Below are 19,641 nucleotides of genomic sequence, written 5' to 3'. Positions count from 1 at the left end.
GGGAAGCTTCGGTATCGACCGAACAATGTGCCGCTGACGAGCGGATGCGGGAGTGATAATGGTGTTGCATGACCGGTTTCGCCTCCCCGAATACTCTTGCCGCCATAGCCAGCCTGATTGGCGATACGACGCGTGCCAACATGCTCTGCGCGCTGATGGGGGGACAGTCTTTGACAGCGGGGGAACTTTCGCGAGATGCAGGCGTCACGCCACAAACCGCAAGCGAGCATCTAGCGAAGATGGTCGACGCCAACCTTCTGACAACCGTAAAACAAGGTCGGCATCGCTACTACCGGCTTTCGTCCGCTCAGGTTGCTCATGGTATCGATTCGCTCATGTCGATTGCTGCAGTCGGTCCGAAACGGCATCATCCGATGGGGCCGCGAGAAAAAGACATGCGTATCGCCCGCAGCTGTTACGACCACATCGCAGGACGGCTTGCCGTCGCGATCACAGACAGCCTCAGCGACAGCGGAGTGATTCTGCTGTCGGACGAAGGCGCTCTTGTAACAAAAAAAGGCAAGGACTTTTTGGGAGAGTTCGGGATCGATCTGAGCGACGGTTCACGTCCGAAGCGGCCGCTCTGCCGCACCTGCCTGGACTGGAGCGAACGGCGTCATCACATCGCCGGACGTGTCGGTGCCGCACTTTTCCAACGCATGCTGGATCTCGGATGGGTAGCACGCAGGGCCGATAGCCGCGCTCTGACGATCACGCCTAAGGGTGAGAAGGGATTTCGAAACATCTTCTGCCTGCCCGCGGATTGGCGGGAAGGCTGAGCGAAGCCGACGACCTAGCAAGACAAAGCCTTCAAACCGGCCGTATAGGCTGAAAGGCTTGACTGTGGAAGCCGTACCGCAGTCTATTTAGATGCGGCCTCTTCCGCTACGGGAGCCTTGCTCTTGTCGACGCGAACGACCACCGACATGCCCGGAGACAACTCTTCAGCGGCGCGCTGGTCCGGATCGATCGACACGCGCACGCCCACCCTCTGCGCGATCTTCACGAAGTTGCCAGTCGCATTGTCTGGCTTGATCACGGCAAATTCGGAACCGGCAGCTGGCGAGAAGCGCTCGACCCTGCCCTTCAATTTGCGATGATGGAGCGCATCGACGGAAATCGACACAGGCTGGCCCACTGCCATGCCCGCAAGCTGGGTTTCCTTGAAGTTGGCGACAACCCACACATCATGCGGCACGACCGCCATCAGCTGGGTTCCTGCGGCGACATACTGGCCTACACGCGCGCCCACTTCACCAAGCTCGCCATCGCGCGGCGACTTGATCTCGGTGTTCTGCAAATCGATTCTAGCGAGCTCAACCGCCGCCTGGGCGTTGGCAACGGCAGCCTGGAGCGAACTACGATTGACGATTATGGTCTGCAGATCCTGGCGAGCCACTTCCAGCGCCGCCTTGGCCTGCGACAACCCTGCGCGGGACTTTTCAAGATTGGCCTGAGCTTCTTCTTGCAGGCTTGAGGTTCCGACGCCGCTGCGAATCAGATTGTCCTGGCGATCGGCAGCCAATTGCGCCTGTTTCAGCGAGGCTTCGGCGCTATCCACAGCGGCCTGGCTGGAGGCAATGTTGGCACGGGCGGCGTTTTCCTGCTGGCGGGAATTATCCGAGGCGGCGGTCTGCCCGGCAAGTGTGGCTTCTGCCTGCGCCAGTCTCTGGCGGAAGATGCGGTCATCGATCTTGACCAGCAGATCTCCTTGCTTGACCTCCTGATAATCCTTCACCGGCACATCGACGACATAACCACTCACTTGAGGGCTCATGGTCGTGACATAACCGCGCACATAGGCATTGTCGGTCATTTCGACATGACTGGAGAAGGGTGGCAGGCGCCAGGCATAAAGCACCAACGCGACGCCAGCGACACCGCCGAGAAGAACGATTAGGGTAACAGGTGTGAAAATCTTTTTTAGCATTTTTAAGTCTCTGAAGGATCAGGATTGGGAAACGGTTGCGGCACTTTGACCGCCCGACATCAATGGTTTGAGGCGCAGCCATGCGAGGTGTAGAAGCAGCGCGACGAGAGCGGCGGCAGCGCATATAGCGATCAGCAGAAACGTATCGTTATAAGCGAGAATATAGGCCTCTCGCGATACCTGCTGGGCAAGAAGGGTCACACCCTCCGCTCGCAGAAGCGTCGGATCGGTGAGCACATGGCTGTAAGCACCCGAAAGCTGGCTGATGCGCTGCGCGACCTGCGGATTTTGCAGAAGGATGCTTTCCACTAGGATGTTGGAGTGGAATTTTTCCCTGAGCGTCACAAAGGAGCCCAACAGACCAGTCGTCAACATCGATCCGGTAATCTGGGTGAACAGGAAGATGGTGATGAAGTTGACGAGATAGGGCGGACCTTTTGCCAGTGCCGCGCCAAATCCCTTGGCCATAACGGGGGGCAGAAACATGGCCGCGCCGAAGGCGATCATTGCCTGACTCAGATACATTTGTTCAGGCCGGGTCAGATTGGTCGATGTGCTGTCCATGAAGGCTCCGAGCGCAATACAGGACAGGGCGATGACATGTGCGGTTTCGACATATTTCGTCAGCATCAACAACGCGCAGGTCGCACCGCCCAGAACGGTCGCGAGAATGATGAGACCATAAAGGTCCGCTGTCTGTTCGTTGAGGATGCCAAGTTGCTGATAGAGGCTCACTGCGGTGGACGACTGCTCCGAAGAGACGGCGCGATAGATCAATAAGACCGCAATGAGATGCAGATTGGTGCGCGAGAAAATCCAGCGCAGATCGAGCATAGGATTCTTTCGTGGCAATTCGATCATGGTCATCACGGTCAGGAGGCTGATCGACGTCGCCAGAAGCACTCCAAGCCACCAGGTTTCGAACCACCAGTAGAACCGGCCAAGCGTGAGAAAGACAGCGAGACAGCCAAGACCTCCGGCAAATAGCAGATAGCTCAGAATGTCGAGGCGCTCGATCACTTTCACCCGTGGCGGAGCCGTTAGCGGAAGGAGGTAGATGATCGGCAATACGGCAAGCGCTAGCCCCACTTCCATGCTGTAGAGCGCCTGCCAGCCATCGATCTGGAGCAGCGGCGGCGAGACGATGCGCGCGAGCGGCGATGCTAGAAGCGTTCCCGTAAGCGCGATGCTGAGGCCAAGCGTCAGCTTTCGCTGTGCGGGGAAAGCTTCGAGAATGTAGAGAAAGCCAAGCGACGACAGAGGTGCCGCCGCCATGCCGCTAACGAAACGCACGACAATGGCGGAATGCAGATCCGTAACAAAAAGGTTGAGGCAAGAGGCAAAAACGAAGGCGATGATGCTGATTTCCGCAAATGGCCGCAGGCCATATTGCTGGCGGACCTTGAAGAGCGCAATCGAGAAGGTCGCATAGGGCGCCATGTAGGCTGCCGAAAGCCAGGCCACCTCCGCCACCGTTCCAGAGAATTCGCCTTGCAGCTGATAGATATTGGCCATGACGATGTTCATGCCCATGCCCTGGGTAATGAAGAAGGCAAGGCCGGCGGCAATATACATCAGTTTTTGGCTGAAGGATTTCTCGGCGGGCTGAACCGGCGGGAGGGCCGCATCGTCCTTAGGCTCGGGTGCAGGTACAGCCGCGGGAGTGGTCTTATGCTCCTCTTCATCCAGAGGCACGTCGCGCTGATACGTTATGGCATTACTCACGACGTCGCCTCCTCTTCCGAGAGTTTCTGCAGATTGTTGGTCAAGCGTCTGACCACGTTGAGCGCCACCCGGATTTCATCGGTGGAAACATCCAGCGCGATCTCTGCCCGCATGGCCTTCGCCTGCGCATCCACTTCTTCGAATGTCTGTACTCCGGAGGCTGTCATGTGAATTCGCTTCGCCCTCCGATCAACTTCGTCAGAACGCCTTTCGATGAGCTTTTGTTTCTCCATGGCATCCAACAGCCGCACGAGCGTCGGCGTTTCGATTTCCAACTCTTCCGCGAGCTCCTTTTGCGTCAGCGGACCTCTTCTCGAAAGAGCAAACAATGTCCGAGCACGCGCCAGCGTCAGCCCTTTTTCAGCAACGCGAGCATCGAAGAACGAGCGGAGCTTGCGGTTGAAGGCCGCCATCTCATCAAACAGCTGTTCTTTTTCGGTAATTCGGGACACCGTACTTAAGCCTTATAATTAGTACACTACTTATTTTATCCCTACCTATTTCGGTCTCTGCTAAAATTCAAGTGTCTTTGGTGGATTGGAGCCATGCTTTAAAATCATGGCAGAGAGTGAGTGATTCGCGCCGCCTTCATCGCATTGTCCGAATCATCCTGTGGATTAATGGGGACAACCTACTATGTTGGGGTCCCCGCCTCTCTTTAGGTAAGGTGAGGACCGAGTGTTGCCTTCAGGTCATTGACGACAACGCCGCCACGCTTCAAACCGGCAGGCTTGCCGCAGACAGAAGGCCAACGCGCCAGCAGAAAATCGACATGGATTTTTCGCAAAGCTGAATGCGCAGATGGAAAAGTTAGAGCGTGTCATGTGCATTCTGAAGGATGCGCTGCGCTTTAAAGGGAGATCGCGAGACCATGAACGACGCCGTGAGAAAGATCACCCCAGCGCCCGCCGCCGAACCGCTTTACCGCGAGGCGCCAAACAACATCGAAGCTGAGCAGGCGCTGCTCGGCGCGATCCTCGTCAACAACGACGCCTATTACCGCGTGTCGGACTTCCTGAAGCCGGTGCATCTTTACGAGCCGCTGCATCGCAAGATCTTTGAAGTCGCGGGCGACATCATACGCATGGGCAAGACGGCAAACCCCGTCACTATCAAGACTTTTCTTCCGGCAGATGACAAGGTAGGCGACCTGACTGTTGCTCAGTACCTGGCGCGTCTTGCCGCTGAAGCCGTCTCGATCATCAACGCAGAAGACTATGGCAGGGCGATTTACGATCTGGCGCTGCGCCGCGCGCTGATCCAGATCGGTGAGGATGTGGTCAATATCGCCTATGACGCGCCGCTCGACATGCCGCCGCAGGCGCAGATCGAAGACACAGAGCGCCGCCTGTTCGAGCTGGCAGAAACCGGCCGCTACGATGGTGGCTTCCAATCGTTCAACGATGCGGTGGCGCTTGCCATCGACATGGCTGGCGCTGCCTTCGAGCGCGATGGGAACCTGTCCGGCATTTCTACCGGCATCCATTCGCTCGATGCCCGCATGGGCGGCTTGCAGCGTTCGGACTTGATCGTGCTTGCCGGACGTCCGGGCATGGGCAAGACCTCGCTTGCCACCAATATCGCCTATAACATTGCCGCGGCCTATGAGCAGGAAGTGCAGCCGGACGGAACCTATAAGGCCAAGAATGGCGGCGTCGTCGGTTTCTACTCACTCGAAATGTCGTCCGAACAGCTCGCAACCCGTATCATCTCCGAGCAGACTGAAGTCTCATCTTCGAAAATCCGTCGTGGTGACATCACCGAAGCCGATTTCGAAAAGCTTGTGGCGTGCAGCCAGATGATGCAGAAGGTGCCGCTCTATATCGACCAGACCGGTGGTATCTCGATTGCCCAGCTTGCAGCCCGTGCGCGCCGTCTGAAGCGCCAGCGCGGTCTTGATGTTTTGGTCGTCGACTACGTTCAGCTGATGACGGGATCCGGCAAGGGCGGCGAAAACCGCGTGCAGGAAATCACCCAGATCACCACCGGCCTGAAAGCGCTCGGCAAGGAACTCAATGTTCCGATCATCGCACTCTCACAGCTCTCTCGTGCGGTGGAAAGCCGTGAAGACAAGCGCCCGCAGCTCTCCGACCTTCGTGAATCGGGCTCCATCGAGCAGGACGCCGACGTGGTGCTCTTCGTGTTCCGTGAGGAATATTACGTCAAGAACATGGAGCCGCGCGATCCCGCCGACCCGAAATATGCGGAATGGGAATCGCTCTTCGACAAGGTCAAGGGCACAGCCGACGTGATCATCGCCAAGCAGCGTCACGGACCGACCGGCACCGTCAAGCTCGCCTTCCAGGCCGAGTTCACCCGATTTGCTGATCTCGCCGATCCATCCTTCAGTCAGTACGAAGAACACTGATATCGCCTCTGCCTGGTGGTTTGGCGGCCATCAGGCAGAGTCTTTTCAAGAGGATAGCGGCGGCGGCTCAGAAACAGATTCGCTTGCTTCAACCGCTTTCAAGGTGACGACCTGATCCTGCGCACGGATGGAGCTTTGGCGATGCGTGATCGCGATGATCGTCAGATCACCGTCCAGTTTGCGCAGCTGATCCATGATTTCCCGCTCAGTCTCTTCATCCAGTGCAGAACTCGCTTCATCCAGGAGCAGGATGGACGGCGCACCATATAAGGCGCGGGCGATAGCGATACGCTGGCGCTCACCGCCCGACAGCTTCAGCCCCCTCTCCCCGACGATCGTATCGAATCCATCCGCCATGCCTTCGATCCGTTTCAGGATGGCGGCCTGCTCGGCGACTTCGCGTAGCCGCTCTTCATCGTTGGGGCGACCCAGAACAATGTTCGTGCGCAGACTGTCATTCAAAAGCTGAATTTCCTGTGGGACGATCCCGACTAACGAGTACCAACGGTCCTTGCCGATCTCTCTCAAGTCGGCGCCATCGACAAGGATGTGTCCCTGTTGTGGCACCATGGTCTTTTGCAGCAGCTTGAACAGGGTGGATTTGCCGGAGCCTGTCTCACCGATGATGAAGGTAAAGCGCGCCGGTGATGCCGTGAAAGAGACGTTACTGACGCCACGGCCATTGTCGTAACGGAAACCGACATTCCAAAGTTCGATCGTCTCCGGGTGCGAGACTGACTGCTCGGCTGCCACTTCTGCCGGCTCCTCCGGCTCCAACCACATGCGCGCGCAGGGCATGAAGCGCGCCAGAGAGCGTATGGCTTCTCCGATCGACTGCCCGATCATTTCGAATGGGATGTTCAGTTGAAGCAACAGCATGTTGAACAGCACGATATCGCCGACGGAAATCGTTCCTTGCTGATAGCGCGGCAAGAGGAGATAGAAGCTGAGCATAAGCTGGAAGCAAAGCGCCAGAGAGAGTGCCGCGATGAAGCCGATACGCCGCAACGAGTAGAGCCGCCAGTTCTGATAGATCGCACTGGCATTTTCACCGAAGCGCTCTTGCATCCAGGCCGTGCTGCCCGTGTGCCTTAACGGCTCGATCATGCTGACTGCGTTGCCGACAAAGCCGGCATTCTGCTGCCCCGCTTCGATGGCCCGCTCCAGATAACGGCTGGTGAAGCGGTTTGACGCAATTGTCAGTGCTATGAATACTGCGCCGTAACAGAAAACGATCAGGATCAACTCGGGGCTGATCGCCGCGCCGAGAACTATGATACTGAACAGAAAATTGGCGAAGCCCGGCACGAAATAGATTAGGACGATCTGCATCAGGATCGAAGCTGCGGATGCGCCCTGAGTTTGTGCTTGCTGGATCTCCGCAGGATTATGATCAGTGAAGAAAGTACCGTGCTTGCGCGTAATCCTTTCGAAGAAACGTGTCGTTGCTACAAATTCCAACCGCTCCGAATGGATCACGGCAAGATACTGCGTGCAACGTTGTGTCCCCGTCGCTAGAGCCGTGAGAATGGCATAAAGGGAAAACGCCATGATCCATGGACCGGCCTCTTTCGGCACGTCATCGATAATGCGCGAGAACACATAAGGGCCGGATACAGACAGCAACGCGCCTGCGAGAATGGTCACGATTAGCAAGAGGATCGAGGGCCATGCAGTCCTCAGATCTTGTCGATAAATCTGCAGCAACGGGCTCAGGGCGATCTTGTAGTTCTTGAACAAAACGGTGCTCCCGCTTTTCACAAACTAGAAAGTCGTCCTTCAGGACATAACGTCTCCGGTTGGTTTGCACAACCCTTAGGCGACAATGTTACAGCCCAAGCGCGCGCAATAGCGCCACCGTCACAACGCCCGTGCCTGCGGCAGGCAGAAGCGAAAAACGGGTGGCGGCAAGAGCGGTGACAGCGCAGCCGATGGATTCCGCAAGACCGTTGGTAAAGGCTGTGGGGGTGACGACAGCCATCAGCACCGCAGGCGGCACAGCATTGAGCGCTCGCGTCGCCCTGTCCGTCATATGCACGTGGCGGATCAGGACGAGGCCGCCGAAGCGCGTGAGGACTGTCGCAAACGCCATGGCGAGGATCGTCAGCAGCGTGTTGGGATCGAGGCTCATTGCGCCGCCTCCCCTTCGTCACGGGAGAAGGCGGCAACGGCCAGTCCGGCCAGCGCGCCGGCTGCGATATACCAGGCGCCGGGAACATATCGATGGGCGAGGAAGGCAGCGGCGGCACTTGCGACGAGAACGAAGCCCGTTTGCCGGCCCTTCCAAAATCCCATCAGCAGCACGATGAAGACGGCTGGAAAGGCGAAGTCGAGACCGATGACGGTGGTATCGCCCATGACGGAGCCAAGCATCGCGCCCGCGAGTGTCGCAAGGTTCCAGACCGTATAGATGGACAGAGCGGCGGCGGCATAGAATGCCGGACGCAAGGGGCCGGTCATACTGCGAAACTCTGCGAGCGCCCAGGACTCGTCCGTCAGAACCGGCATGGAGAGCCAGCGCTGCCATGGTTTGAAGCTTCCCATTTTCACGGCGATGGAGGCGCTCATCAGTATGTGCCTGAGATTGACGAGGAGCGCCGCAAAGCCAAGCGCTGCCCAGCTTGCCGGATGCGTCCACAAATCCATGGCCACGAATTGCGCGCCACCGGCGAAAACGAAGAGCGACATCAGGCAGGTCTCCAAAGGCGAAAGACCCTTGCTGACGGCGATGGCACCGAAGACCACGCCGATCGGCACCATGGCGACGAGCAATGGCGAAGCAGCCTTCAATCCGGCGATCAGTTCCTGTGGTTTTTCAGGCGGGGTCTTGCTCAACATATCATTCTCCTGTTCAGCAGATGCATCTATGCTGCCACCGAATTTCCGTATTGAACGAAAGTGACCTGGTGTTTCAGGCCGCGCGAAACTGGCCGGGCGTCACGCCCGTGCGCGCCTTGAAGTGGCGGGTGAAATGCGCCTGATCGGCAAAGCCGCATTCCAGTGCAACCGAGGCCGGGCTTTCGCCCTTGCGCAACAAATGTCTTGCCCGGCGAATGCGGATATCAGTGAGATAAGCATGCGGCGTGATGTGGAACTCGCGCCGGAAAGCGCGGATCAGATGCGCTCGGCTTAGACCGGCCATAGCTGCGAGTTCTTCCAATCCGATATCCAAGTCGAAATTATCATTGAGATAATCCCGCGCCTGATACACGGCCGTCTTCTCACGTGTCTCGACGGGCAGAATGATGGCGCTGCCGTGCCGGCAAAACAGTTCAGCCAGAACGGAGAACATCCCCTCATCTGCCTCTAGCGCCCCTGCTCCGTTGTCCAGCCTGCGATGAGCAATCTGGAAAGCCTGCGCCATCTTTGGGTCGTGCGGCAGGAACTTCGGAAAGGACGGTGTCCCGTGAAAAGCACGGCGTGTCACGTCTTCGATGACTTCCGACAACAGTGCTATATCCGGATAGATCATTCGATATCTGTAACCGTCACCGCCGGGCGCGCCATCGTGGATCTGGCCGGGATCGATAAGATAAAGATGTCCGGGACCGGTGCGCTCTGTCGTGCCCTTGATGGTCGAAATCTGTGAGCCGTTTTCGATGGCGCCGATTGAAAATGTATCATGCGCGTGCGGCGAAAATTCATGCGTCAGGAACGTTGCCGTCATGCATTCCATGCCTTTGAAGCGCTTGTCGCGCCAAAACCGAGTGGTTTCAGCGCGTGAAAGCGGCATGTGCTCCGTGGCCTGTTCCTGCGAAACATTGTGCATAGCCAGGGTTTAGCCCAATCCGTCATGACCGTCTTGAACAAAAGTGATAGACCACGGCAACATTTAAAAGGTGCAAGACCATGACAGACGACCTTGACGATAGCATCTCCGAGATGGGGGCAGACGCATTCGAAACCGCGCCGGTTCGGCTCACCGTCGATCTCGCAGCCCTTGCGGATAACTGGCGCGATATGCAGCGCCGCTCCGGCAAGGCGCGGGCGGCGGCGGTGGTGAAGGCGGATGCCTATGGCATGGGGATCGAAGATTGTGGTTCAACGCTTTATTACACAGGCGCCCGCGATTTCTTTGTCGCCAGCGTCTCCGAGGGCGTCACGCTTCGTCCCCACGCGCCGGAAGCCCGGATCTTCGTTTTGTCCGGCATCTGGCCAAGCCAGGAGCGCGATGTCTTCGCCCATGATCTGGTACCGGTCATTGCCTCGGAAGAGCAGCTTACCTTCTGGATGAGCGCCCTTGCGGAACGCGGCGATCATCCTTTTGCGCTGCATGTGGATACGGGTTTCAACCGGCTTGGGCTTCCACTTGAGGACGCGCTTTATCTGGCCGATGATCCCACGCGCCCCGCAAGCTTCGATCCCGTACTGGTCCTGTCGCATCTCGCAAGCGCCGACACCCCCGCCTCGCCAATGAACAAGGCGCAGCTTGAATCATTTCGCAAAGTTAGCGCGGCTTTCGAAGGTATCGAATCAAGCCTCTCAGCCTCGGCCGGAATATTCCTTGGTCCGGACTACCACTTCAATCTGACGCGCCCCGGGATTTCTCTATATGGCGGTGAAGCAGTCAACGACATGAAGAACCCGATGCGGCCCGTCGCCAAGGCGGAAGCTCGGATCATCCAGATTCGCCAGGCAGGTGAAGGTGAAACGGTAAGTTATGGCGGAACCCACCGTCTGACGCGTGCAAGCCGTCTGGCGATCGCCGCCGTGGGTTATGCCGACGGCTACCAACGCTCGCTTTCCGGCTCCGGCATCCCACTGCGTGAGATGGGTCGCGGCGGAGCGGAAGGGTTTATCAATGGGCACCGTGTGCCGGTTGCCGGTCGCGTCACCATGGATCTCACCATTTTTGACGTCACGGATGTTCCGGAACGCGAAATCCGCGCCGGTGACTATATCGAGCTGTTCGGGCCGAATGTGCCTGTCGACGACGTAGCGCGGGCCGCAGGCACGATCGGTTACGAAATGTTGACGAGCCTTGGGCTGCGCTACGAGCGGCAATATCTGATCGGCGACGAGTGACATTTTCCGGCTCTTGGAAAGCTGCAACGATCTGTGCTAGACGAGAACAAAACGGGATCGAAATTCACGATCGCCGACTGTACTTTCAAGGAAAAGACTGACATTCATGGCCAAAGCCAAGACACAATTCGTCTGCCAGAACTGCGGTACCGTTCACACAAGATGGGCCGGAAAATGCGAAGGTTGCGGCGAGTGGAACACCATCGTTGAAGAAGACCCGATGGGTGGAATTGGCGGAGGACCTGGCAAGACTCCAAAGAAAGGCCGACCGGTCACTCTCACCTCGCTTTCCGGTGAAATCGAGGAAGCGCCACGCATTCCGACCGGCATGAGCGAACTGGATCGTGCAACGGGCGGCGGCTTCGTGCGCGGATCAGCGGTGCTGATCGGCGGCGATCCAGGGATTGGCAAGTCGACTTTGCTGATGCAGGCTGCGGCAGCACTCTCGCGCCAGGGCCATCGCGTCATATATGTGTCGGGCGAAGAGGCCGTGGCACAGGTGCGGCTGCGGGCGCAACGCCTTGGCGCTGCTGAAACCGATGTGCTCTTGGCTGCTGAGACTAATGTCGAGGATATTCTCGCCACCATTTCAGAGGGCAAGCGCCCCGATCTGGTCATCATCGATTCCATTCAGACACTGTGGAGCGACACCGCCGATTCCGCCCCCGGCACGGTCACGCAGGTGCGCACCGGCGTTCAGGCAATGATCCGCTTTGCCAAACAGACGGGCGCCACCATGGTGCTCGTCGGCCATGTGACCAAGGAAGGCCAGATCGCCGGGCCCCGCGTCGTTGAACATATGGTCGACGCGGTGCTCTATTTCGAAGGCGACCGCGGACATCATTATCGCATCCTGCGCACGGTCAAGAACCGCTTTGGCCCCACTGATGAAATCGGCGTTTTCGAAATGTCGGATAGAGGTTTGAGGGAGGTCTCCAACCCCTCGGAACTCTTTCTGGGCGAGCGCAATGAAAAATCTCCGGGTGCTGCGGTTTTCGCCGGCATGGAAGGCACGCGTCCTGTGCTGGTCGAGGTTCAGGCGCTGGTGGCGGCTACTTCACTCGGCACGCCGAGACGTGCGGTCGTCGGCTGGGACTCGTCGCGCCTTGCCATGATTCTTGCCGTGCTCGAAGCCCACTGCGGCGTAAAGCTCGGTCAGCACGACGTCTACCTCAACATTGCCGGTGGCTATCGTATCTCCGAACCGGCAGCGGACATGGCGATTGCTTCTGCACTGGTTTCCTCGCTTGCCGGTCTTGCCCTGCCTGCCGATTGCGTCTATTTCGGCGAAATCAGCCTTTCGGGCGCAGTGCGGCCGGTGTCCCAGACAGCGCAGCGGTTGAAGGAAGCCGAGAAGCTTGGCTTTTCTGCTGCATTTCTCCCCTCCGCATCGGCAGAATTGCCGAAAGGCTCAAAGGGGCGCTGGACGGAGATCGAAAGCCTGCCTGATCTCGTGGCGCGCATTGCCGGTTCAGGCAACCGCTTCAGACAGGCTGAGGAAGAAGAATATTGATCCTTTCGCTGCTTACCCGGCTAGTGTAAGAGGATCGCAAACTGGCACAGCGGTTCTCTTCCGGGAGCCGCGACCTCCGGAGTTGGTAAATGCCCATAACGATTTTCGACGGTATCGTTCTTGCCGTTGTGCTTTTCTCCGCCGTTCTCGCCATGGTGCGCGGGTTCTCGCGTGAAATTCTCTCCATCGCAAGTTGGGTCGGCTCCGTTGCGGCTGCTTACTACATCTACCCGCTGCTACTTCCCTACGCGCGCAACTATACCGATGACGAGAAGATCGCTATTGCCGGTTCTGCCGGTCTGGTTTTCCTCATCGCGCTCATCATCATTTCCTTCATCACCTCGCGCATTGCCGATTTCATCATCGACAGCCGCATCGGCGCGCTGGACCGCACACTGGGCTTTCTGTTCGGTGCGGCGCGCGGCCTTCTTCTTCTCGTCGTTGCCGTTGCCTTCTGGAATTGGCTGGTCGATGTGAAAACGCAGCCCGAATGGGTGACGCAGGCCAAGTCCAAGCCGTTCCTGGACGGTCTGGTCGGCAAGTTGGAAGCGGTTCTGCCGGATGATATCGAGCCGCAAATCCGGGCTCGCATCCTTGGCAAGAAGACCGAGACGACGCCTGAGCAGGCGCCAGCAGAAGATGCACCAGCCACAACGGCGCCGGTGCCCGCGAATTGATCGGATAGCGCGCCTTGCAATAGATGCAAGGCGCGCTATTTGTGCTAGATACTTCGACATAGGCAGCAGACAGGCCAAACCGGCAGAGCAATTCTCCGGGGCGGTTTTTGTTTTTGGCACTGAGCAAAGGCAAGCCAGATGAATGAGCCGCTTTCGCATTCCACCTTCAATGACATTATCGATGGCGATACGCTGCATGAAGAATGCGGTGTGTTCGGCATCCTCGGTCACGCGGATGCGGCGGCCCTGACGGCGCTTGGCCTGCATGCTCTCCAGCATCGCGGGCAGGAAGCTGCCGGTATCGTTTCGTTCGATGGCAAGCGCTTCCATCAGGAACGGCATATGGGTCTGGTGGGCGACCATTATACCAACCCCATGACGCTGGCTCGCCTGCCGGGCTCGATCTCCATCGGTCATACGCGCTATTCGACCACAGGCGAAGTTGCGATGCGCAACGTGCAGCCGCTGTTTGCCGAACTGGAAGAAGGCGGCATCGCCATTGCCCACAACGGCAACTTTACCAACGGCCTGACGCTTCGCCGCCAGATCATCGCCACCGGCGCAATCTGCCAGTCCACCTCCGATACCGAAGTGGTGCTGCACCTCATTGCGCGCTCGCGCCACTCTTCCACGGCTGACCGTTTCATCGATGCGATCCGCCAGATGGAAGGCGGCTACTCGATGCTCGCCATGACCCGTACGAAGCTGATTGCAGCGCGCGACCCCACGGGTATTCGTCCCCTTGTCATGGGCGATCTCGACGGCAAGCCGATCTTCTGTTCCGAGACCTGTGCGCTTGACATTATCGGCGCGAAATTCGTACGCGACGTGGAAAACGGCGAAGTCATCATCTGCGAGATCCAGCCGGATGGTTCGATCAGCATCGATGCCCGCAAGCCTAACAAGCCGCAGCCGGAACGTCTCTGCCTGTTCGAATATGTCTATTTCGCTCGCCCGGACTCCGTCGTTGGCGGCCGCAACGTCTATACGACGCGCAAGAATATGGGCATGAACCTTGCCAAGGAAGCTCCGCTCGAGGCCGATGTCGTCGTGCCGGTGCCGGATGGCGGCACGCCTGCCGCACTCGGTTTTGCCCAGGAAAGCGGTATTCCCTTCGAATACGGCATCATCCGCAACCATTATGTCGGGCGCACCTTCATCGAGCCGACTCAGCAGATCCGCGCGTTCGGCGTGAAGCTGAAGCATTCGGCCAACCGGGCGATGATCGAAGGCAAGCGTGTCGTTCTAGTGGATGATTCCATCGTTCGCGGTACGACCTCGGTAAAAATCGTACAGATGATCCGCGAGGCTGGCGCCAAGGAAGTTCACATACGCGTAGCGAGCCCAATGATTTTCCACCCGGACTTCTACGGCATCGACACGCCGGAGGCCGACAAGCTGCTCGCCAATCAATACGCAGATGTCGACGCCATGGCGAAATATATCGGCGCAGATTCGCTGGCCTTCCTGTCGATCAACGGGCTTTACCGCGCCGTAGGCGGGGAGGATCGTAACCCTGCACGTCCGCAATTCACCGATCATTATTTCACCGGTGAATATCCGACCCGCCTCCTCGACAAGAATGGCGAGTCCATGGGCAGCAAGATTTCCATGCTGGCCAGCAACGGCTGACCTTCTTCAAGCCCGCATCGAACGTGCGGGCTTCTCTTTGCGACCCACTCAGACCTTGAAGCCGCTTGCAGGACATGTCCTGCCTCGTTTAGAGATTGCGGACGATCGAAAGATATTCAGGGGGGACCATGACCATCGACCTTAAAGGCCGGATCGCACTTGTGACCGGAGCCTCACGCGGCATCGGCTATTTCACAGCGGTCGAATTGGCAAAAGCTGGCGCCCATGTGATTGCCTGTGCGCGCACCGTCGGTGGGCTTGAAGATCTGGATGATGCCATCAAGGCAGTTGGTGGAACGGCAACGCTGGTCCCTTTCGATCTCGCCGACATGAAAGCCATCGATGCGCTGGGCGCATCGATCCATGAACGTTGGGGAAAGCTCGATATTCTCGTCGCCAATGCGGGTGTACTTGGCGTCATCTCTCCGGTGGGGCACATCGAGGCGAAGGTGTTCGAAAAGGTGATGAACATCAACGTCACCGCAACGTGGCGCCTGATCCGTTCGGTCGAACCGCTTCTGTTGAAGTCGGATGCCGGACGCGCATTGATTCTATCTTCCGGCGCTGCACATTCCTGCCGTCCGTTCTGGGGCGTCTATTCCACCTCCAAGGCAGCGGTCGAGGCACTGGCACGCACCTGGGCTGCCGAAACCGAACGGACCCATCTGCGCGTCAACAGCATCAATCCCGGCGCAACGCGTACGGCAATGCGGGCTCAAGCGATGCCCGGCGAAGATCCGGACACCCTGCCCCACCCTTCCGAAGTGGCACAAGCCATCATTCCGCTTGCCTCGCCGGATCTGACAGAGACCGGCAAGATCTATGTGGTCCGCGACAGGAAGTTCGTGAGCTATCGCACGCCGGAGTGACTGAGCCGTCGGCCATGAATATCGAAGCGAAGCCCTTGACCGACAACGGGCATCGTTTCATAAAGCAAGTTATGAAAATAACGATCTGCCGCTGCTGCTGAGTTGAATTTTGCTGGTTTAACACCCGGCCAGATCGTTTTCGTCTCCTGAAAGGTCAACGTAGACAAACGCTCCGGTGGGGTCAATCTCCGATACCCGAAGGAAATACGCATGTCCTTGCGCTTGAAGCTCTACAACACGCTGACCCGCGAAAAATCGGAATTTCAGCCGATCGATGCGAACAATGTCCGCATGTATGTCTGCGGCCCGACGGTCTATGACTACGCTCATATCGGCAACGCCCGCCCGGTCATTGTCTTCGACGTGCTATATCGCCTGCTGCGCCATGCCTATGGCGAGAATGGCGTGACTTATGCCCGCAACATCACCGATGTGGACGACAAGATCAACGCGCGTGCGCTTCGCGACTATCCGAACCTGCCGCTGAACGACGCGATCCACGCCGTCACGGAAAAGACCGCCAACCAGTTTCATCAGGATGTCGCAGCGCTTGGTTGCCTTGAGCCGACTGTAGAGCCCCGTGCAACCGACAATATCGCGCAGATGGTAGAGATCATCGAGAAGCTCATTGCTCGTGGTCACGCTTATGTGGCGGCAGGCGAAGTGCTTTTCGATACCAAATCCATGAGCGATTACGGCCAACTGTCAAAACGACCGCTGGATGAGCAGCAGGCCGGCGCACGCATCGCGGTCGATGCGCACAAGAAAAACCCGGGAGACTTCGTGCTGTGGAAGCTTTCAAGCCACAATGAACCGGGCTGGGAGAGCCCTTGGGGGCGTGGCCGTCCGGGTTGGCATATCGAGTGCTCGGCTATGTCCGGTCGTTATCTCGGCGAAGTTTTCGATATTCACGGCGGCGGTCTCGATCTGATCTTTCCGCATCACGAAAACGAAATCGCCCAATCCCGCTGCGCGCACGGTACGCATGTCATGGCCAATGTCTGGATGCATAACGGCTTCGTGCAGGTCGAAGGCCGCAAGATGTCCAAGTCCGACGGCAACTTCGTGACGATCTACGACCTGCTCCACACCGAATCCTTCGGGGGGCGTAAATGGCCGGGAGACGTGTTGCGGCTGGCAATGCTGATGACCCACTACCGAGAGCCGATCGACTTTTCGGTGAAGCGTCTGGAAGAGGCAGAACGGCTACTGGCGAAGTGGCCTGCCGCGGACGCGGGTGATGCCAAGGTTGATCAGAGCGTGCTCGATGCACTGGCCGACGATCTCAACACCGTTGCAGCCGTGCAGGCACTACATGCGCTGGCTCAGGCTGCGAATGCCGATCCAGAAAAGCTTCCGGTGTTTGCGTCAAGTGCAGCACTTCTCGGCGTGCTGCCGCAGAGAGCGGAAGTGGATGCCGCGATTGCGGCAGCGGTGGATTCGCTCGTTGCCATGCGCTTGGAGATGCTGAAGGCGAAGAATTTTGCCGAGGCGGATCGGATCCGGGATGAATTGTCGGCCAAGGGTATTCAGTTGAAGGACGGCAAGGATAAGGAGACGGGCGAGAGGGTGACGATCTGGGAGTTAAAGCGGTAGGCAGGACCTACCGCCGTCCTTCTGGCTCACGGACCCGACGATTTGCTTTAGGATACAACTGCCCATTTTCGGTCACATCGTCGATTTCGTCTGAAATCAGCATAAGCCCTTCATCGAGATAGACGAATTCGACAAGCAACCGACGTTCGACAAACGGCAATCGTCAAAGGACTGGAACCCTCCAGCAAATTGGCTGGACAGTCATTCGCTTCTGGATTGACGATGTGCTCCTTCGTTTGCACGACATCTGTCTCTACATCCTAAACTCGATCCCAAGGAGCAACCATGACCATCCACACCGGCGGATGCCAATGCGGCGCAATACGGTTTCGCGTAGAGGGCGACTTGAAGGACAGCTCGATCTGCCACTGCCGCATGTGCCAGAAGGCTTTTGGGGCTTATTATGCGCCTCTGGTTTCCGTGCGAGGCGCCACGTTTGAATGGACCCGTGGCGAACCTAAGCGGTTTCGGTCTTCCAACCACGTGAAGCGTGGGTTTTGTGGTGACTGTGGTACTCCACTCACCTATGAGGCACCAGATGGTATGGCGATCGCGTCGGGCGCCTTTGACGATCCCTCCGTCCTGCCGCCGGTGATCCAGTGGGGCATCGAAAACAAGATCGTCTTTGTCGATCATCTTCACTCCCTGCCGAAAGAAGAAACCGAGGCCGATCAGACGTCGGCAAGTTACATTGCCGACCTTGTTTCCTATCAGCATCTGGACCACGATACGTCCGAATGGCCACAAGAGAGGCATAGATGAGCGAGTCGGGATATTCAGGTGGGTGCCAGTGCGGCGCGGTGCGCTTTCATGCAGGCAAGCTCGGACGCCCGTCAATTTGCCATTGTCGCATGTGCCAGAAGCAGTTCGGCAATTTCTTCGGTGCGCTTGTCACGGCAGATCAAGCGCATCTGACATGGACACGCGGACAACCGACGCTGTTCCGCTCATCGGCTAAAATTCATCGCGGCTTTTGCAACAAATGCGGCACGCCTCTGAGCTATCATCATCCAGGCGGGGTGGAGATCGCCATCGGCGCCTTCGATCATCCGCAGGACATCGAGCCGCAGGTTCAGGTCAACGCACATCTCCGGATGCCTTGGATCAAGACTTTGTTCGAAAAGCCAGAGGTACAGCAGGGCGTGGATGAAAGTACCATCACGACCTATCAGCATCCAGACCACGACACCATGGTGTGGCCGCCTGCAAATGACACAAACGACTAAGACCAAGGACCTTATACCATGACTGAAATACTGCGCGGCCTCTATCCAGAGATCGAACCCTACGAAACCGGCTTTCTGGATGTGGGTGACGGCCACACGATCTATTGGGAGCGCGTCGGCACCAAGGGCGGTAAACCGGCGGTGTTTCTGCATGGCGGTCCGGGCGGCGGCGTCAACCCGACACAGCGGCGCGTATTCGATCCCGCGCTCTACGACGTGGTCCTGTTCGACCAGCGCGGTTGCGGCCGATCTACCCCGCATGCCAGCCTGGACGCCAACACGACATGGCATCTGGTCGCGGATATCGAAAAGCTTCGCCAGAAATTCGGCTACGACAAGTGGCAGGTCTTCGGCGGCTCCTGGGGTTCCACGCTGGCGCTTGCCTATGCCGAAACCCATCCGGAGCATGTCAGCGAACTCATCGTTCGCGGCGTCTATCTGCTGACGAAACGTGAGCTCGATTGGTATTATCAATTCGGCGTCTCGGAAATGTATCCTGAGCGCTGGGAGACCTTCGTCGCGCCGATACCTGAGGCGGAGCGCGGTCAAATGATGGCGAGCTATTATCGCTACCTCACTGGCACGGACGAGAAGAAAAAGTTGGAATGCGCCAAGACCTGGAGTCAATGGGAGGGTGCGACGATCTCGCTCGTCACCGATCCGTCCCGTGTCGACGCATTCGGTGAAGATCAATACGCCATAGCCTTTGCCCGGATCGAAACGCATTTCTTCGTCAATGGCGGATGGCTTGAAGACGGACAGTTGCTGCGGGATGCTCACAAGTTGGAGGATATTCCGGGCGTTATCGTTCACGGACGTTACGACATGCCCTGCCCGGCAAAAACAGCGTGGGATTTATCCAAGGCTTGGCCGAAAGCCGATCTGCACATCATCGAAGCCGCGGGCCACGCGATGACCGAGCCTGGCATTCTCGATCAGTTGATCCGCGCAACGGACCGTTTCGCCGGAAAGTAAAGCCGGAACTCTGCGCGTTACGTTCAGCGTTACACCAAGGATGGCCCGCCGGCCTCGCTGGCGGGCCTCGTTATTTTCATGAGTCTTGCCGGGCATTTACGTCGC

18 protein-coding genes and 1 pseudogene are annotated in these 19,641 nt (G+C 57.9%); 12 read left to right on the top strand and 7 right to left on the bottom strand.

Going from position 1 to position 19,641, the window contains the following annotated elements:
* Positions 1-68 precede the first annotated feature (68 nt).
* Positions 69-779 (top strand): winged helix-turn-helix domain-containing protein, encoded by a 711-nt coding sequence (locus QZ869_RS08825; RefSeq protein WP_296081420.1) that lies wholly within the window; start codon positions 69-71, stop codon positions 777-779.
* Positions 780-862: 83 nt separating this feature from the next.
* On the opposite strand, the gene QZ869_RS08820 is transcribed toward QZ869_RS08825, so the two are convergent.
* The 3 genes from QZ869_RS08820 to QZ869_RS08810 form a co-directional block, all read right to left on the bottom strand.
* Entirely contained in the window at positions 863-1,930 is a 1,068-nt protein-coding gene (locus QZ869_RS08820; RefSeq protein WP_296081418.1) for an HlyD family secretion protein, read from the bottom strand.
* Positions 1,931-1,948: 18 nt separating this feature from the next.
* A complete protein-coding gene (locus QZ869_RS08815) occupies positions 1,949-3,505 on the bottom strand; it encodes an MFS transporter (protein WP_296040071.1) in 1,557 nt (518 codons plus the stop codon).
* Between the two features lie 146 nt (positions 3,506-3,651).
* Positions 3,652-4,107: a MarR family winged helix-turn-helix transcriptional regulator gene (locus tag QZ869_RS08810; protein ID WP_296040006.1), complete on the bottom strand. Its 456-nt coding sequence runs from the start codon at positions 4,105-4,107 to the stop codon at positions 3,652-3,654.
* A gap of 419 nt (positions 4,108-4,526) precedes the next feature.
* Here QZ869_RS08810 and QZ869_RS08805 point away from each other — a divergent pair, with 419 nt between their 5' ends.
* Entirely contained in the window at positions 4,527-6,023 is a 1,497-nt protein-coding gene (locus tag QZ869_RS08805; protein ID WP_062425631.1) for a replicative DNA helicase, read from the top strand.
* Positions 6,024-6,068: 45 nt separating this feature from the next.
* On the opposite strand, the gene QZ869_RS08800 is transcribed toward QZ869_RS08805, so the two are convergent.
* The 4 genes from QZ869_RS08800 to QZ869_RS08785 all read right to left on the bottom strand — a co-directional run bounded on the left by QZ869_RS08800 (position 6,069) and on the right by QZ869_RS08785 (position 9,792).
* Positions 6,069-7,763 carry an ABC transporter ATP-binding protein gene (locus tag QZ869_RS08800; protein WP_296104073.1) on the bottom strand — a complete coding sequence of 565 codons (1,695 nt, stop codon included), beginning with the start codon at positions 7,761-7,763 and terminating at the stop codon, positions 6,069-6,071.
* 88 nt (positions 7,764-7,851) lie between these two features.
* Entirely contained in the window at positions 7,852-8,154 is a 303-nt protein-coding gene (locus tag QZ869_RS08795; RefSeq protein ID WP_296019429.1) for an AzlD family protein, read from the bottom strand.
* Positions 8,151-8,861 (bottom strand): AzlC family ABC transporter permease, encoded by a 711-nt coding sequence (locus QZ869_RS08790; protein WP_296104070.1) that lies wholly within the window; start codon positions 8,859-8,861, stop codon positions 8,151-8,153. Before QZ869_RS08790 ends, QZ869_RS08795 begins: the two co-directional genes overlap by 4 nt.
* A gap of 73 nt (positions 8,862-8,934) precedes the next feature.
* The gene (locus QZ869_RS08785) at positions 8,935-9,792 is read right to left on the bottom strand and encodes an AraC family transcriptional regulator (protein WP_296081411.1); all 858 of its coding nucleotides are present in this window, start codon (positions 9,790-9,792) and stop codon (positions 8,935-8,937) included.
* An 80-nt stretch (positions 9,793-9,872) separates the two neighbouring features.
* On the opposite strand from QZ869_RS08785, the gene alr reads away from it, so the two are divergent.
* From alr to pip, 10 genes and pseudogenes are all read left to right on the top strand, one after another.
* Complete coding sequence (alr, locus tag QZ869_RS08780; RefSeq protein ID WP_296104065.1) at positions 9,873-11,048, top strand: alanine racemase; 1,176 nt, start codon at positions 9,873-9,875, stop codon at positions 11,046-11,048.
* Positions 11,049-11,154: 106 nt separating this feature from the next.
* Positions 11,155-12,561, top strand: coding sequence for a DNA repair protein RadA (gene radA / locus QZ869_RS08775; protein WP_296019439.1), 1,407 nt, complete (start codon positions 11,155-11,157; stop codon positions 12,559-12,561).
* Positions 12,562-12,650: 89 nt separating this feature from the next.
* A complete protein-coding gene (locus tag QZ869_RS08770; protein ID WP_296019442.1) occupies positions 12,651-13,238 on the top strand; it encodes a CvpA family protein in 588 nt (195 codons plus the stop codon).
* A gap of 138 nt (positions 13,239-13,376) precedes the next feature.
* Positions 13,377-14,870, top strand: a complete 1,494-nt coding sequence (gene purF, locus QZ869_RS08765) for an amidophosphoribosyltransferase (RefSeq protein ID WP_296019446.1) — start codon at positions 13,377-13,379, stop codon at positions 14,868-14,870.
* A 128-nt stretch (positions 14,871-14,998) separates the two neighbouring features.
* Complete coding sequence (locus QZ869_RS08760; RefSeq protein WP_296078362.1) at positions 14,999-15,739, top strand: SDR family NAD(P)-dependent oxidoreductase; 741 nt, start codon at positions 14,999-15,001, stop codon at positions 15,737-15,739.
* Positions 15,740-15,949: 210 nt separating this feature from the next.
* Positions 15,950-17,335: a cysteine--tRNA ligase gene (cysS, locus tag QZ869_RS08755; protein ID WP_296104062.1), complete on the top strand. Its 1,386-nt coding sequence runs from the start codon at positions 15,950-15,952 to the stop codon at positions 17,333-17,335.
* Positions 17,336-17,499: 164 nt separating this feature from the next.
* A pseudogene (locus QZ869_RS21765) lies at positions 17,500-17,775 on the top strand (hypothetical protein); the annotation flags it as partial.
* Positions 17,681-18,097 (top strand): GFA family protein, encoded by a 417-nt coding sequence (locus tag QZ869_RS08750; protein ID WP_367115328.1) that lies wholly within the window; start codon positions 17,681-17,683, stop codon positions 18,095-18,097. The pseudogene QZ869_RS21765 and the gene QZ869_RS08750, both read left to right, overlap by 95 nt.
* Positions 18,094-18,561: a GFA family protein gene (locus tag QZ869_RS08745; protein WP_296019459.1), complete on the top strand. Its 468-nt coding sequence runs from the start codon at positions 18,094-18,096 to the stop codon at positions 18,559-18,561. The genes QZ869_RS08750 and QZ869_RS08745 overlap by 4 nt, the downstream gene beginning before the upstream one ends.
* A gap of 18 nt (positions 18,562-18,579) precedes the next feature.
* Positions 18,580-19,536 (top strand): prolyl aminopeptidase, encoded by a 957-nt coding sequence (pip, locus tag QZ869_RS08740; protein WP_296104056.1) that lies wholly within the window; start codon positions 18,580-18,582, stop codon positions 19,534-19,536.
* The last annotated feature ends 105 nt before the right edge of the window (positions 19,537-19,641 follow it).

The sequence above is a fragment of the uncultured Agrobacterium sp. genome (genome assembly GCF_913777885.1).
Taxonomy (GTDB): domain Bacteria; phylum Pseudomonadota; class Alphaproteobacteria; order Rhizobiales; family Rhizobiaceae; genus Agrobacterium.
The sequence above is the reverse complement of the archived record's forward strand: the minus strand, read 5'-3'. Positions and strand labels throughout refer to the sequence as shown.